This window comes from Citrobacter sp. Cf132 (assembly GCF_030333885.1).
Lineage (GTDB): Bacteria > Pseudomonadota > Gammaproteobacteria > Enterobacterales > Enterobacteriaceae > Citrobacter > Citrobacter freundii.
The window spans coordinates 87,054-101,962 of record NZ_JAOWFA010000061.1; the positions used below are offsets into that span (position 1 = coordinate 87,054).

At 52.3% G+C, this 14,909-nt stretch carries 13 protein-coding genes and 1 tRNA gene; 9 read left to right on the plus strand and 5 right to left on the minus strand.

The genetic code is table 11. From position 1 onward, the window contains the following. Positions 1–7: 7 nt before the first annotated feature. Entirely contained in the window at positions 8–1,180 is a 1,173-nt protein-coding gene (gene cgtA / locus OGV85_RS18135; RefSeq protein WP_003025024.1) for an Obg family GTPase CgtA, read from the plus strand. A gap of 105 nt (positions 1,181–1,285) precedes the next feature. Here the strand turns inward: cgtA and dacB are convergent, their stop codons facing one another. Next, positions 1,286–2,719, minus strand: a complete 1,434-nt coding sequence (gene dacB, locus OGV85_RS18140) for a serine-type D-Ala-D-Ala carboxypeptidase (protein ID WP_003025021.1) — start codon at positions 2,717–2,719, stop codon at positions 1,286–1,288. Between the two features lie 248 nt (positions 2,720–2,967). Here dacB and greA point away from each other — a divergent pair, with 248 nt between their 5' ends. Continuing rightward, on the plus strand, positions 2,968–3,444 hold the full coding sequence (greA, locus tag OGV85_RS18145) for a transcription elongation factor GreA (RefSeq protein WP_003025019.1): 477 nt from the start codon (positions 2,968–2,970) through the stop codon (positions 3,442–3,444). A 153-nt stretch (positions 3,445–3,597) separates the two neighbouring features. On the opposite strand, the gene yhbY is transcribed toward greA, so the two are convergent. Beyond that, a complete protein-coding gene (gene yhbY / locus OGV85_RS18150; RefSeq protein ID WP_003025016.1) occupies positions 3,598–3,891 on the minus strand; it encodes a ribosome assembly RNA-binding protein YhbY in 294 nt (97 codons plus the stop codon). Positions 3,892–4,016: 125 nt separating this feature from the next. Between yhbY and rlmE the strand changes: the two genes are divergently transcribed. The 4 genes from rlmE (at position 4,017) to glmM (ending at position 8,957) form a co-directional block, all read left to right on the plus strand. Next, positions 4,017–4,646, plus strand: coding sequence for a 23S rRNA (uridine(2552)-2'-O)-methyltransferase RlmE (gene rlmE, locus OGV85_RS18155; RefSeq protein WP_003025015.1), 630 nt, complete (start codon positions 4,017–4,019; stop codon positions 4,644–4,646). Between the two features lie 99 nt (positions 4,647–4,745). After that, positions 4,746–6,680: an ATP-dependent zinc metalloprotease FtsH gene (gene ftsH / locus OGV85_RS18160; RefSeq protein WP_003025013.1), complete on the plus strand. Its 1,935-nt coding sequence runs from the start codon at positions 4,746–4,748 to the stop codon at positions 6,678–6,680. 98 nt (positions 6,681–6,778) lie between these two features. Continuing rightward, on the plus strand, positions 6,779–7,627 hold the full coding sequence (gene folP, locus OGV85_RS18165) for a dihydropteroate synthase (RefSeq protein ID WP_003025010.1): 849 nt from the start codon (positions 6,779–6,781) through the stop codon (positions 7,625–7,627). Further along, positions 7,620–8,957 carry a phosphoglucosamine mutase gene (glmM, locus tag OGV85_RS18170; protein WP_003025008.1) on the plus strand — a complete coding sequence of 446 codons (1,338 nt, stop codon included), beginning with the start codon at positions 7,620–7,622 and terminating at the stop codon, positions 8,955–8,957. The genes folP and glmM overlap by 8 nt, the downstream gene beginning before the upstream one ends. A gap of 44 nt (positions 8,958–9,001) precedes the next feature. Here glmM and dcuC read toward each other — a convergent pair whose 3' ends face one another. Further along, on the minus strand, positions 9,002–10,468 hold the full coding sequence (gene dcuC, locus OGV85_RS18175; protein ID WP_003025006.1) for a C4-dicarboxylate transporter DcuC: 1,467 nt from the start codon (positions 10,466–10,468) through the stop codon (positions 9,002–9,004). A 10-nt stretch (positions 10,469–10,478) separates the two neighbouring features. Beyond that, complete coding sequence (gene iadA / locus OGV85_RS18180) at positions 10,479–11,612, minus strand: beta-aspartyl-peptidase (protein WP_003025004.1); 1,134 nt, start codon at positions 11,610–11,612, stop codon at positions 10,479–10,481. A gap of 148 nt (positions 11,613–11,760) precedes the next feature. Here iadA and OGV85_RS18185 point away from each other — a divergent pair, with 148 nt between their 5' ends. The 3 genes from OGV85_RS18185 to OGV85_RS18195 all read left to right on the plus strand — a co-directional run bounded on the left by OGV85_RS18185 (position 11,761) and on the right by OGV85_RS18195 (position 13,250). Beyond that, positions 11,761–12,654: a LysR family transcriptional regulator gene (locus OGV85_RS18185; protein WP_061548601.1), complete on the plus strand. Its 894-nt coding sequence runs from the start codon at positions 11,761–11,763 to the stop codon at positions 12,652–12,654. A 167-nt stretch (positions 12,655–12,821) separates the two neighbouring features. Beyond that, the gene (gene secG / locus OGV85_RS18190; RefSeq protein WP_003025000.1) at positions 12,822–13,154 is read left to right on the plus strand and encodes a preprotein translocase subunit SecG; all 333 of its coding nucleotides are present in this window, start codon (positions 12,822–12,824) and stop codon (positions 13,152–13,154) included. 9 nt (positions 13,155–13,163) lie between these two features. Continuing rightward, positions 13,164–13,250, plus strand: a tRNA-Leu gene (locus OGV85_RS18195). Positions 13,251–13,452: 202 nt separating this feature from the next. Here OGV85_RS18195 and argG read toward each other — a convergent pair. Then, complete coding sequence (gene argG, locus OGV85_RS18200; RefSeq protein WP_003024998.1) at positions 13,453–14,796, minus strand: argininosuccinate synthase; 1,344 nt, start codon at positions 14,794–14,796, stop codon at positions 13,453–13,455. Between the last annotated feature and the right edge of the window lie 113 nt (positions 14,797–14,909).

The following is a 14,909-nucleotide window of genomic DNA, read 5'->3' on the forward strand; positions in this document are numbered from 1 at the left end:
GAGTAAAATGAAGTTTGTTGATGAAGCATCGATTCTGGTCGTTGCAGGTGATGGCGGTAATGGTTGCGTCAGCTTCCGCCGCGAAAAGTACATCCCAAAAGGCGGTCCGGACGGTGGTGATGGTGGTGACGGTGGTGACGTTTGGCTGGAAGCCGACGAAAACCTGAACACACTAATCGATTACCGTTTTGAAAAATCATTCCGTGCGGAACGTGGTCAGAATGGCGCGAGCCGTGATTGCACCGGTAAGCGTGGCAAAGACGTCACGATTAAAGTGCCTGTTGGTACGCGTGTTATCGATCAGGGCACGGGCGAAACCATGGGCGACATGACCAAACACGGTCAGCGTCTGATGGTCGCTAAAGGCGGCTGGCATGGTCTGGGCAACACCCGTTTCAAATCATCGGTTAACCGTACTCCGCGTCAGAAAACAATGGGTACGCCGGGTGATAAGCGCGATCTGATGCTGGAGCTGATGCTGCTGGCAGACGTGGGTATGCTGGGTATGCCAAACGCCGGGAAATCGACGTTTATCCGTGCAGTATCTGCGGCGAAGCCGAAAGTCGCTGATTATCCGTTCACCACCCTGGTGCCGAGCCTGGGCGTGGTGCGTATGGACAACGAAAAGAGCTTCGTGGTTGCCGACATTCCGGGTCTGATTGAAGGTGCGGCTGAAGGCGCAGGCCTGGGTATCCGCTTCCTGAAGCATCTGGAACGTTGCCGCGTGTTGCTGCACCTCATCGATATCGATCCGATTGACGGTTCCGATCCGGTAGAAAACGCCCGTATCATTATTGGCGAACTGGAAAAATACAGTCAGGATCTGGCATCTAAACCGCGCTGGTTAGTGTTCAACAAAATTGATTTGATGGACAAGGCTGAAGCGGAAGAGAAAGCGAAAGCGATCGCCGAAGCGCTGGGCTGGGAAGGTAAATATTACCTGATCTCTGCCGCCAGCCAGCTGGGCGTGAAGGATCTTTGCTGGGATGTTATGACCTTTATCATCGAGAACCCGATTGTTCAGGCTGAAGAAGCGAAACAGCCAGAGAAAGTTGAGTTCATGTGGGATGATTATCACCGCCAGCAGCTCGCTGAAGTCGAAGACGAAGCGGAAGATGACTGGGATGACGATTGGGACGAAGAAGACGACGAAGGCGTCGAGTTCATCTACAAGCGTTAATCGCATGAAAAACCCCGGCCATGTTGCCGGGGTTGTTGTTTTCAGGTCTCTCTGTAGGCCGGATAAGGCACGTTAGTGCCGCCATCCGGCAATCAAACTACCCATCTAATTGTTCTGATAAATATCCTTGTACAATCGGCTCTCGAAGCGCACCAACGGAATACGGCGATTACGCTGGTCAGCCGGCTCTACCGCATAACCAGACAAATACTGCACGAATGCCATGCGTTGGCCGCTTGCCGTGGTAATGAAGCCAGCAAGGTTATAGACTCCTTGCAGCGAGCCTGTCTTCGCCGATACTTTGCCATCCACACCAGCCTGATGCAGACCCGCACGGTATTGCAGGGAGCCGTCGTGCCCCGCCAGAGGCAGCATAGTGATAAAGTTCAGCTCGTTATCGTGTTGAGCGATATATTGCAGCACCTGCATCATGGTCGCCGGAGCAATCAGGTTATGCCGGGAGAGGCCTGAACCGTCGGCAATAATGGTGTTGCCGATATCAACGCCCGCCTGCTGACGCAAAATCTGGCGTACGGCATCAGAACCCGCCCGCCAGGTGCCTGGCACGTTAAATCGGGCATGACCAATCATACGGAAAACGGTATCGGCAATCATGTTGTCCGATTTTTTCAGCATAATCTTAAGCAGGTCATGCAGTGGCGCTGACTGCTTACTGGCGACCACCGTTCCCGGCTCGTTGACCAGCGTTTGGCGCAGCAGCGTACCGCTGTAGGTGATACCTGCTTGTTTTAGCTCATCTTTGATAATCGCCCCGGCATAGCTGGCTCCGTCCTGAATGGCGAACGCCAGCGGCAGCGGATCGGCTCGTTGGGGCAGGCATCCGGTCAGCGTATAGCGGTTGAGATCGCCGGGAACCACATCCAGTTCACAATATTGCGCTTCCGCAGAACCTCGGGCGAGAGTACGCACCTGACTGAACATGGTGACCGGGTAATAAGATGCCACGCGAATAAAGGCGAGATCGTTGGGTTTTTGCGCGCTGTAGAGTGAAACCGAGAAACAGTTTCTATCGACAATAGCCGCTGCGGGCGGTGCGCTAAAACACTGCGTCATGTCGTTCCAGGGCCAACCGGGCGCTTTATCATGACTGGCGAAAATAGAGGTGTCGATCAGGACATTTCCGGCAATTTGCGTCACGCCTGATTTTTTCAGGGTTGCCACCATATTGCGAATATCCTGGCGTTTTAGCGTCGGATCAGCACCAAATCGTGCCACTAAGTCACCTTTCAATACGCCGCCTTCCACGTTGCCTTTAGTCTCAAGCGTAGTGGTAAAACGAAAGTCAGGCCCGAGCTGAATCAATGCCGCCAGCGCGGTGATCACTTTCTGGGTACTGGCCGGCAGCGCCATCTGCTGGCTATGAAAATCAATAGCGGGTGCAGGTGCGCCAACCTTCTGTACCATGAGGGCGAGGTTGGCCCCGGCAGGGAGCTGATTGATATACTCGTCGACGTTCGCAGCCTGAACACTGAACGCTATACTGGCAGTCAATCCGATGGTAAATCTGGAAAATCGCATAATCTCGCGCTAACAACCTGGAAACAGGCCGTCATACTACGGCGCAACGCCCCAAAAAGTAAACGATGACCCATAAGGAACTCCAGGGTAAAATGATCATCAAATAGAGAATTGTAGCTGACCTGGGACCTTGAGCCCCGGGTCGGTATTTTTTTGCTTCTGACTCTGGCATGACATTCGCCAGGGTGGGCTTAGCAGCCGGGGTGAGAGCAACTGCCCCCTACAGGAATGTTCAAGAGGTATAACAAATGCAAGCTATCCCGATGACCTTACGTGGTGCTGAAAAACTGCGCGAAGAGCTGGATTTTCTGAAATCTGTGCGCCGTCCTGAAATTATTGCCGCTATCGCTGAAGCGCGTGAGCACGGTGACCTGAAAGAGAACGCGGAGTATCACGCGGCGCGCGAACAGCAGGGTTTCTGCGAAGGACGCATTAAAGATATCGAGGCTAAACTGTCCAACGCGCAGGTAATCGACGTTACTAAAATGCCGAACAATGGCCGCGTTGTTTTCGGCGCGACGGTTACTGTGTTGAATCTTGATAACGATGAAGAGCAGACCTGGCGTATTGTCGGCGATGATGAAGCCGATTTTAAACAGAACCTGATTTCAGTGAACTCGCCTATCGCTCGTGGCCTTATCGGTAAAGAGCAGGATGACGTCGTGGTTATCAAAACGCCGGGCGGCGAAGTGGAATATGAAGTGACGAAGGTAGAATACCTGTAATTCGCATCTTGGTTAAGATGTTGATACATTGTAAAGAAAGGAAAAAGGCCGCATAGCGGCCTTTTATCAACGAAGAGAGCGTGGCATTTTGCTCTCCTGCTAGCGGAAAACCCCGCGTTTTACACAAACTTCGTGTGCAACTTTGGGATATTCTTAGCGTGGCAGCGAGATTTTACGTTCTTTAGTCGGGCGATACAGTACCAGCGTTTTGCCGATGACCTGCACATTACAGGCGCCGGTTTCGCGTACGATAGCTTCCACGATCAAGGTTTTAGTATCGCGATCTTCCGAGGCGATTTTCACCTTGATAAGTTCATGGTGCTCTAACGCTTGTTCAATCTCGGCCAGTACCCCTTCGGTCAAACCATTGTTGCCAAGCATAACTACAGGCTTGAGCGGATGTGCCAGACCTTTCAGGTGCTGTTTTTGTTTAGTACTCAGATTCATCGTATATTTTTGCTTACGTTGGGATTGAAAACGGGTCATTCTACCGCCATCTCCCATATATCACCAAATAGCTGTGTAGAAATTTACACCATTGGTTACGATGAACTGCCCTTTGGGAATGTGAAATGACAGGTAAAAAGCGTTCTGCCAGCTCGAGTCGCTGGCTTCAGGAACACTTTAGCGATAAATATGTTCAACAGGCGCAGAAAAAGGGGTTACGTTCCCGTGCCTGGTTTAAACTTGATGAAATACAGCAAAGTGACAAAATTTTTAAACCGGGGATGACGATAGTTGATCTCGGTGCTGCACCCGGTGGCTGGTCGCAATATGCAGTTACGCAGATCGGCAACACCGGCCGCATTATCGCTTGCGATCTTTTACCTATGGATCCAATCGTTGGTGTGGACTTCCTTCAGGGCGACTTTCGTGATGAATTAGTCCTGAAAGCGTTACTTGAACGCGTAGGTGACAGTAAAGTACAAGTTGTCATGTCTGATATGGCGCCAAATATGTGTGGAACACCGGCGGTGGATATTCCCCGGGCCATGTATCTGGTAGAGCTGGCGCTTGGAATGGCTCGTGATGTATTAGCGCCAGGTGGTAGTTTTGTAGTGAAGGTGTTCCAGGGCGAAGGCTTCGATGAGTATCTAAGAGAGATTCGCTCCCTGTTTACGAAGGTCAAAGTTCGTAAGCCGGACTCTTCTCGCGCCCGTTCGCGTGAAGTGTATATTGTAGCGACCGGGCGTAAACCATAACCGGCAGATTTCAAACGAAAGTTTGAAAGAAACTGGATATAGAGTATCCTGACGCTGTTTTTAACACAGTTGTAATATGAGGTTAATCCCTTGAGTGACATGGCGAAAAACCTAATTCTCTGGCTGGTCATTGCCGTTGTGCTGATGTCAGTATTCCAGAGCTTTGGGCCCAGCGAGTCTAATGGCCGTAAGGTTGATTACTCTACCTTCCTGCAAGAGGTCAATCAGGACCAGGTTCGTGAAGCGAAGATCAACGGACGTGAGATTAACGTTACCAAGAAAGATAGTAACCGTTACACGACCTACATCCCGGTTAACGATCCGAAGCTGCTTGATAACCTGCTGACCAAAAACGTCAAGGTTGTTGGCGAACCACCTGAAGAGCCGAGCCTGCTGGCTTCTATCTTCATTTCCTGGTTCCCAATGCTGCTGCTGATTGGTGTCTGGATCTTCTTCATGCGTCAGATGCAGGGCGGTGGTGGCAAAGGTGCCATGTCGTTCGGCAAGAGCAAAGCGCGCATGCTGACGGAAGATCAGATCAAAACGACTTTTGCTGACGTTGCGGGTTGTGACGAAGCAAAAGAAGAAGTCGCTGAGCTGGTTGAGTATCTGCGCGAACCGAGCCGTTTCCAGAAACTGGGCGGTAAAATCCCGAAAGGCGTCCTGATGGTCGGTCCTCCGGGTACGGGTAAAACCCTGCTGGCGAAAGCTATCGCAGGTGAAGCGAAGGTTCCATTCTTCACAATTTCCGGTTCTGATTTCGTGGAAATGTTCGTGGGTGTCGGTGCATCTCGTGTGCGTGACATGTTCGAACAAGCCAAAAAAGCGGCACCGTGCATCATCTTCATCGATGAAATCGACGCCGTAGGCCGCCAGCGTGGCGCAGGTCTGGGCGGTGGTCACGATGAACGTGAACAGACGCTGAACCAGATGCTGGTTGAGATGGACGGCTTCGAAGGTAACGAAGGTATTATCGTTATCGCTGCGACTAACCGTCCGGACGTTCTTGACCCTGCGCTGCTTCGTCCAGGCCGTTTCGACCGTCAGGTTGTGGTTGGTCTGCCGGACGTTCGCGGTCGTGAACAGATCCTGAAAGTGCATATGCGTCGCGTGCCGCTGTCTCCGGATATCGATGCGGCAATCATTGCACGTGGTACGCCTGGCTTCTCCGGTGCGGACCTCGCGAACCTGGTCAACGAAGCGGCACTGTTTGCTGCTCGTGGCAACAAGCGCGTAGTGTCGATGGTTGAGTTCGAAAAAGCGAAAGACAAAATCATGATGGGTGCGGAACGTCGCTCCATGGTGATGACGGAAGCGCAGAAAGAATCTACCGCGTATCACGAAGCTGGCCACGCGATTATCGGTCGCCTGGTGCCGGAACACGATCCGGTGCACAAAGTGACGATTATCCCGCGCGGTCGTGCGCTGGGTGTGACCTTCTTCCTGCCTGAAGGCGATGCAATCAGCGCCAGCCGTCAGAAACTGGAAAGTCAGATCTCCACATTGTACGGTGGCCGTCTGGCGGAAGAGATCATCTACGGTGCTGAACATGTTTCTACCGGTGCGTCGAACGACATTAAAGTCGCGACTAACCTGGCGCGTAACATGGTTACTCAGTGGGGCTTCTCCGATAAACTCGGTCCGTTGCTGTACGCTGAAGAAGAAGGCGAAGTGTTCCTGGGACGTTCTGTGGCGAAAGCGAAACACATGTCCGATGAAACCGCTCGCATTATCGATCAGGAAGTTAAACTGCTGATTGAGCGTAACTATGACCGTGCACGTCGTTTGCTGAACGAAAACATGGACATTTTGCACTCGATGAAAGATGCGCTCATGAAATATGAGACTATCGATGCGCCGCAGATTGACGATCTGATGGCTCGCCGCGATGTGCGTCCGCCTGCGGGTTGGGAAGAACCGGGTTCTTCTAACAACAACTCTGGCAGCACCGGCAAGCCGAGTGCACCGCGTCCGGTTGATGAACCGCGTGCGCCGGACTCTGGCACTATGTCAGAGCAACTGGGCGACAAATAAGTTATCGTTGATGATGACCGTGTTTTAATTGAAAACCCTGGGGCTTGCTCCGGGGTTTTTCTTATCTGCATATTCAAGATTTTACCAGGGATAAAACTATGAAACTCTTTGCTCAGGGTTCTTCACTGGATCTCAGCCATCCGCACGTCATGGGGATTTTGAACGTCACGCCAGACTCATTTTCCGATGGTGGAGCGCACAACTCTTTGGTTGAGGCGGTAAAACACGCAAACCTGATGATTAACGCCGGGGCGACTATCATTGATGTGGGTGGTGAGTCCACGCGTCCGGGCGCGGCTGATGTGAGTGTGGAAGAAGAGTTGCAGCGAGTGATCCCTGTGGTGGAGGCGATTGCTCAGCGTTTTGAAGTGTGGATTTCGGTTGATACCTCAAAGCCCGAAGTGATCCGCGAATGCGCCAGAGTTGGCGCGCATATCATCAATGACATTCGCTCACTCTCGGAGCCTGGAGCGTTGGAAGCCGCAGCGGAGACCGGATTGCCGGTTTGCCTGATGCATATGCAGGGGCAGCCGAAAACCATGCAGGAAGCGCCAAAGTATGAGGATGTTTTTGCTGAGGTAGATCGTTACTTTGTTGAGCAAATAGCACGTTGCGAGCGGGCTGGAATCACAAAAGATAAATTGTTGCTCGACCCCGGGTTCGGATTCGGTAAAAATCTCACTCACAACTACACATTACTGGCACGTCTGGCGGAGTTTCATCATTTTAATCTGCCGCTGCTGGTTGGGATGTCACGAAAATCAATGGTTGGCCAGTTGCTGAATGTGGGGCCATCCGAACGCCTGAGCGGCAGTCTGGCGTGCGCGGTGATTGCCGCAATGCAGGGGGCGCAGATCGTTCGTGTCCATGACGTCAAAGAAACCGTAGAAGCGATGCGTGTGGTGGAAGCCACATTGTCTGCAAAGGAAAAAAAACGCTATGAGTAATCGTAAATATTTTGGCACTGATGGGATCCGCGGTCGCGTAGGTGATGCCCCAATTACTCCTGACTTTGTGCTCAAGCTGGGCTGGGCTGCAGGGAAAGTGCTGGCTCGTCATGGTTCACGTAAAATTATTATCGGTAAAGATACGCGTATTTCCGGCTATATGCTGGAGTCCGCGCTGGAAGCGGGCCTGGCAGCCGCCGGACTCTCAGCCTCATTCACAGGGCCAATGCCAACACCTGCCGTTGCTTATTTGACGCGTGCTTTCCGTGCTGAGGCCGGGATTGTTATCTCCGCTTCGCACAACCCATTCTATGACAATGGGATTAAATTCTTCTCCATCGATGGGACCAAACTGCCGGATGCGGTTGAAGAAGCTATCGAAGCCGAAATGGAAAAAGCGATCACCTGCGTGGACTCGGCTGAACTGGGTAAAGCTACCCGTATCGTTGATGCTGCCGGTCGCTATATCGAGTTTTGCAAAGGCACCTTCCCGAACGAACTGAGTCTGAGTGAGCTTAAAATTGTGGTGGATTGCGCTAACGGTGCAACGTACCACATTGCACCAAATGTACTGCGTGAGCTGGGTGCAAACGTGATTGCCATTGGCTGTGAGCCAAACGGTGTGAACATCAATGAAGAAGTCGGCGCCACTGACGTCCGTGCCCTGCAGGCGCGCGTGATTGCGGAAAAAGCCGATCTGGGTATTGCGCTGGACGGCGATGGCGACCGCGTTATTATGGTTGACCACGAAGGCAATAAGGTCGATGGCGATCAGATCATGTACATCATCGCCCGTGAAGCCCTGCGTCAGGGACAGCTGCGTGGTGGTGCGGTAGGTACGCTGATGAGCAACATGGGCCTCGAGCTGGCGCTGAAACAGCTGGGTATTCCTTTTGCTCGGGCGAAAGTTGGCGACCGCTATGTGCTGGAAAAAATGCAGGAAAAAGGCTGGCGTATCGGTGCCGAAAACTCTGGTCATGTGATCCTGCTGGACAAAACCACCACTGGTGACGGCATCGTGGCGGGCCTGCAGGTGCTGGCGGCGATGGTGCGTAACCATATGAGTTTGCACGACCTGTGCAGCGGCATGAAAATGTTCCCACAGCTGCTGGTTAACGTACGTTACACCGCAGGTAGCGGCGATCCGCTGGAACATGAAAATGTGAAAGCGGTGATGGCGGAAGTGGAAGCGGCACTGGGTAACCGTGGACGCGTCCTGCTGCGTAAGTCTGGTACCGAACCGTTAATTCGTGTGATGGTTGAAGGTGAAGACGAAGCGCAGGTGACTGAATTCGCCCACCGTATTGCCGATGCTGTGAAAGCGGCGTAATCCCGAAGAAAGTGAGAGCCGGAGTCTGAGACTCCGGCTTTTTTTTACTGTACGGCAAGCGGCTGTTTACGTCGGCGCTGCCAGAAGTAACCACCGACCATCAGTAGTACAAGGACTGCCAGCCACGGCAGAACCGCCAGCAAATGCCCAGACCGGGCAAAGGTTAGCGCAATCATCAGTAGCCAACCGCCCAGCATCGGAATCGCGGTGCGCTTAACAATATCCACAGGCGAGACGCCTGCAATCCCTGCGATAGCAATGATGACGCCGGCAATCGGCGATAACGTACGACCAATACCCGCCGATATCTGGATAGGCAACATCATGACTGCGATATCGCTACCGATATGACGGCTGATGTCCGGCACCATGGGTGCGAAGGAGAAAAATGCCGCATTCCCGGAGCCCATCAGCGCTGAAATTGCGAAGGTGATTAGGGTCATCAGCAGGATAATAGAGGCGGCGCTGAGGCCAAATTCGCCAGAAAGCGACAGCAGCGCGTCGACGGCGCCAATGGCTTTCAGCCCGGCGGAAAAAACTTCACCGGCGATAATCAGCGTCACGACGGTGGCAAAAACGCTGCCCATGCTGTCGAAAACCTTTTGTACGCCAGCCATCACCTCGCGCGCCTTGCGATGACGGCAGTACTCACAAACCAGCGTAATAGCGAGGCTTATCAGTACGGCGGTATCCAGCGTAATCTTAAGCGAGCTAAATACTAAATCGCTGCACACCAACATCAATACCAGCGGCAGCATGGGCAGAAACAGCCAGGCGATAGGTGCGTCGGCTTCATCAGTTGCCGTTAATGTCTGCATCTGCTGAGCTGCATTGTCGCCACTTTCCCGACGGTCAAAAAAGCGTTGCACAACAATATGCAACAGGGCGATGAAAAGGATGACGGGCACAACGATCGGCAACTGATCCTGCACAAAATAGTTCACCACTTCAATACCTGCGGTTTTGGCGGCGAGAACCGAGTTGCCGGATCCTGGGCCAAACTCAACCGCACAGGTACTGGCGATAACTGCGGCAACTGCGGCGCGGCTACAGCCAAGACGGGTAAGCAATGGGTAAAGCGTCGCCATCAACAGCAGACCCAATCCGGTGGCGCTGCTGATAAACAGCGACAGGAATTGGCCTAATAGCAGTGCCAGTCCCAGCAGCAGATAAGGCGAGTTCAGCCGTTGTAGAGGACGAGATGTTACCCGAACCAGTACCTGGCTTGCGCCAATGGCTGACATGTACGTGGCGAAACCACCAATCAGCATAATTTGCAGCCCGAGGCCGCCGAGACGCACGCTCAGGGTATCGCGGATAAACTCAAAGGCGTCAAAGGGGCCAAATCCGGTGCTCTTTTTCACCAGGCCACTGAGTGAGGTCATTCCGCTAAAATGCGCGATAAGCAACAGCACAATCCCGGTCAATAACAGTACCGACTGGGGGTGATATTTTTTGAGGATCAGACGTCCGGCAAAAATGATGGCGATTAGCGCCAGTAGTAATGACATTCTTGCCCCCTTACTCGAAGTTGCCGGTAACCAGGCACTCGCCATCCCGCAGCAACGGTTTACCCGCGGCAAACAGATGGGCCAGCGAGAGGTCATCATTGAGTACACAGATATCGGCACGTTCTCCGGCGCAGAGCACGCCCCCGGAAATACCCAGCGAGCGTGCAACGTTTGCCGTCAGCATTGCGATGGCCTGCGGCACCGGAATACCGACATCAATCAGGCGAGGAAGTAGGTTAAGATTGCCTGCGACCGGTGCCGCGCTTAAACCTTCAACGATACCCTGAGCGTTAAAGCGCGGAACGCTGCCATTGCCGTCAGAACTGATCGTGATGCGCTCCGCCGGAACCTGTGCTTCGAGTGCGTGGAGAATCGCTTGCTCCTGAGGCATAAAACGACTGCCACCAGACGTAACATCGATATGGCCGCCACGATGGGCGAAAGCAATAGCCTGTTCGAACAAGGGCTCTGTTCTTGCAACATGGGTCGGTGAAATATGGTGAATCGGAATACCCGCATCACACAACTCAATAAGTTGCGACATCCCTTCCGGCAGATTCCCCAGGTGCACATGCAGCAAGCCTTTTTTCCCTGCCAGCAGGGAAGCGACGCGAATATCGCTCACTATCCTCAGCAACTCCTGGAAAGAGGGGTAAGAGCCGCGGTGATCGGCGAGGGCGATTTTTACACCAAGAATTGCCGGAATGAAGGCCATATCATCGCGGATGGATCGCGTAATGGTTGGGCTGGGAACGGCGTAGGCTCCCGTATGCATAAACGCGCGTAATCCCTCAAGGTTGAGAGACTGCATTTTAGCGTAGAGGTCTTTGGGCGAACGAGAAATGGCATCGGTGCCTAACACGCCAACCACCGTGGTAATACCCGCCTGAATCAGATCGCGCAGCTTGACGGCGGGTGTCCGGCTGGCAAATCCGGCTTCGCCACCGCCACCGGTAAGATGAACATGCTGATCGATGATGCCAGGGATAACCCATTTACCCCGACAATCGATGACCTCGTTGACGCCATCAAACAATGAAATATCTTTTTCTACCGCCACAATTCGGTCGGCATGAATGAGCAGGGAGCAGAGGCCTAAATCCTCAGGAGAAAAAACACGGGCATTGGTCAATAAAGTAAACATAGCGGTCCTGTCAAACGTCGAAGGTGAGAGTCGGCAGGTGAAACGGAATATTGTTGTTATGATGCCCACCATAAAGCCATTACTATAACTATGACTATTACCGATTTGTTATTGGAGGATGCGGTTATGGCATGGCGGAGAGCACAACGTGGATTGTAAGTGGCTGGAAGATTTTCTGGCCTTGAGCCAGCATGGAAACTACTCTCAGGCCGCGGCGCAGCGGCATATTACTCAACCTGCGCTGAGTCGGCGTATAAAGGCGCTGGAAGAGGTGCTGGGCGTGCCTTTGTTTGATCGGACAACGACCCCCGTCACGCTGACGCGCTATGGTGAACGCTTTGAACCTTATGCCCGGCACGTCCTCAGTACGTTAACAGAGGCACGCCATGAGCTGTCGGCGATGACGCCAGCAACGGATAACACGCTGGTGATGGTCAGCCTGCATACGCTGTCGGTGAATATCCTGCCGGATATGATCAACTACCTGCGACAGAGTGAGCCGCAGTTAAACTTTACGGTAAACGCCAGTATCCAGGGGATAGACAACCACTTCAATGCCCTGATAAACCGGCAAATTGATATGCTGGTGACTTACGATTTACCCTCTTCACAACCAGGGCTGGAGATTGCCGGAGGGTTAAAACGTTCACTATGGCGGTATGAGCGATTTATTCCTGTGATTTCTGCACAGTTGGTGGATACGCTTGACGATCCGCATACCCCGATCCCCTGGCTATGTTACAGCGACTATACCTTTGTCAGACGTATTATTGATCTGGCAGAACAACGAGTGCGATCACGGTTGAAAAAAGTGTTTGAGAGTGGTTTAAGCGAAACGATACGAGAAATGGTGTTGCGCCATATGGGAATGGCCTGGTTACCTGAATCAATGGTGGCGGAAGAGTTGGTGAATCAGCAAATTATTCACTGCTGGCCACAAAATGCAGATCTGATTTGTGAAATCCCCGTTGTGGTATGGGCGAATCTTGACGATCAACGCGCCGTCATGCAGAGATGCTGGGAGAAGTTGCTGCGTTTTTGATTGATATGGCGATTTTTTCCGCAGTTGATACAATGCTAACAAATTGCCCTTGCGAAGGTTATTCGCTTTGGTTAGTATTCACACCCGCTTCAGTGGGAAACAGTAAATATTCCCGCTTTAATGGTCGAAGCATTGTACGCGGCAACTCCGCAAGGAACAGGTTGATTATGCACGAAGCTCTTTTAGTAGTTTTCCTTATTGTGGCAATTGGCCTGGTAGGCTTGATCATGCTGCAGCAAGGCAAAGGCGCTGATATGGGAGCCTCTTTTGGCGCAGGCGCTTCTGGTACTCTGTTTGGTTCAAGTGGTTCTGGTAACTTCATGACCCGTATGACAGCTGTATTGGGAACCTTGTTCTTCATCATCAGTCTGGTGCTGGGTAACATGAACAGCAATAAGACCAATAAAGGAAGTGAGTGGGAAAATCTGAGTGCACCGGCGAAAACCGAGCAAACTCAGCCAGCTGCTCCGGCTCAGCCGACCAGCGATATCCCACGCTAAGTATTCTGTACCGAGGTGGTGGAATTGGTAGACACGCTACCTTGAGGTGGTAGTGCCCTAACGGGCTTGTGGGTTCGAGTCCCATCCTCGGTACCAAATTCCAAAAAAAAGACGCTGCAAAGCGTCTTTTTTTTCGTCTGTTATTTTTGGCTGTCCTGTAGGTCGGATAAGCATAGCGCCATCAGGCGTTGTAATAATGTCGGATGGCGGCGTAAACGCCTTATCCGACCTACAGGGCCGCAGAGCTATATTCCGCACATAAAAAAGGCCGCTTTCGCGGCCTTAAGATGGTGTATCTTTACTTCGCCTTATTTTCCAGATTCTCAACCTGCGGCAGGCCGGTTGTGGAAGAAGCGGTCAGCAGACCAGACTGCGCATAGCCGAACAGCTTCTCGCGGGTATCGGTGATATCCAGATTACGCATGGTCAACTGACCGATACGGTCGTCCGGAGAGAATACGGAATCGCCTTTTTCCATCGTCAGACGTTCTGGTTTATAAGTCAGATTGTCAGATACGGTGTTGAGGATCGAGTAGTCATTACCACGGCGCAGTTCCAGCGTCACTTCACCGGTAATCTGGCTGGCAACCCAACGCTGCAGACCGTCACGCAGCATCAGCGCCTGAGAGTCGAACCAGCGACCCTGATACAGCAGACGACCAAGCTGGCGACCATGTGCGTGATACTGCTCGATGGTATCCTCGTTGTGAATACCGGTCAGCAAACGCTCGTATGCGATATGTAACAATGCCATCCCCGGGGCTTCGTAGATGCCACGGCTCTTCGCTTCAATGATGCGGTTTTCAATCTGATCGCTCATACCCAGACCGTGACGGCCGCCGATACGGTTGGCTTCCAGCATCATCTCAACGTCGTCGCTGAAGGTTTTACCGTTCAGTGCAACCGGATGACCCTGTTCAAAACGCACAGTCACTTCTTCTGCCGGGATCTTCACGCTCTCATCCCAGAACTTCACGCCCATAATTGGGTTGACGATTTTGACGCTTGAGTTCAGGAATTCCAGATCTTTTGCTTCGTGGGTCGCCCCGAGCATATTGGAGTCTGTTGAGTACGCTTTCTCAACGGACATCTTGTAGTCGAAACCACAGGCAATCATAAATTCGGACATCTCATGGCGACCGCCGAGTTCATCGATAAAATCGGTATCCAGCCATGGTTTATAAATCTGCAGTTCGGCGTTGGTCAGCAGACCGTAACGATAGAAACGTTCAATATCGTTACCTTTATAGGTGCTACCGTCACCCCAGATATTTACGCCATCTTCTTTCATGGCGGCAACCAGCATGGTGCCGGTCACGGCACGGCCCAGCGGGGTGGTATTGAAGTAGGTCAGTCCGCCAGTGGTGTTGTGGAATGCACCGCACTGAATGGCAGCGATCCCTTCGGCAACGAGCTGCTTACGGCAATCTACCAGGCGAGCATTCTCAGCACCATATTCCATTGCACGGCGAGGAATGGCGTCATAGTCATCCTCATCCGGCTGGCCCAAATTCGCAGTATATGCATATGGGACAGCCCCTTTTTGTCGCATCCACAGCAGTGCTGCACTGGTGTCCAGGCCGCCGGAAAAAGCGATACCAATACGTTGACCTACCGGGAGATGCTTGAGAATCGTCGTCATAAAATAAAACCCTGCTTGATAGACTGGTGAAGAGGTCGCTTATTATGCTAATTGCATTTTTATGCAAAATAAATGAGTTTTCATTTAATCATCTTTTCTGGATGACAGGAAGA

Coding starts and splice junctions, on each gene's coding strand:
- cgtA (WP_003025024.1), top strand. CDS start 8: ATGAAGTTTGTTGATGAAGCATCGATTCTGGTCGTTGCAGGTGATGGC.
- dacB (WP_003025021.1), bottom strand. CDS start 2,719: ATGCGATTTTCCAGATTTACCATCGGATTGACTGCCAGTATAGCGTTC.
- greA (WP_003025019.1), top strand. CDS start 2,968: ATGCAAGCTATCCCGATGACCTTACGTGGTGCTGAAAAACTGCGCGAA.
- yhbY (WP_003025016.1), bottom strand. CDS start 3,891: ATGAATCTGAGTACTAAACAAAAACAGCACCTGAAAGGTCTGGCACAT.
- rlmE (WP_003025015.1), top strand. CDS start 4,017: ATGACAGGTAAAAAGCGTTCTGCCAGCTCGAGTCGCTGGCTTCAGGAA.
- ftsH (WP_003025013.1), top strand. CDS start 4,746: ATGGCGAAAAACCTAATTCTCTGGCTGGTCATTGCCGTTGTGCTGATG.
- folP (WP_003025010.1), top strand. CDS start 6,779: ATGAAACTCTTTGCTCAGGGTTCTTCACTGGATCTCAGCCATCCGCAC.
- glmM (WP_003025008.1), top strand. CDS start 7,620: ATGAGTAATCGTAAATATTTTGGCACTGATGGGATCCGCGGTCGCGTA.
- dcuC (WP_003025006.1), bottom strand. CDS start 10,468: ATGTCATTACTACTGGCGCTAATCGCCATCATTTTTGCCGGACGTCTG.
- iadA (WP_003025004.1), bottom strand. CDS start 11,612: ATGTTTACTTTATTGACCAATGCCCGTGTTTTTTCTCCTGAGGATTTA.
- secG (WP_003025000.1), top strand. CDS start 12,822: ATGCACGAAGCTCTTTTAGTAGTTTTCCTTATTGTGGCAATTGGCCTG.
- argG (WP_003024998.1), bottom strand. CDS start 14,796: ATGACGACGATTCTCAAGCATCTCCCGGTAGGTCAACGTATTGGTATC.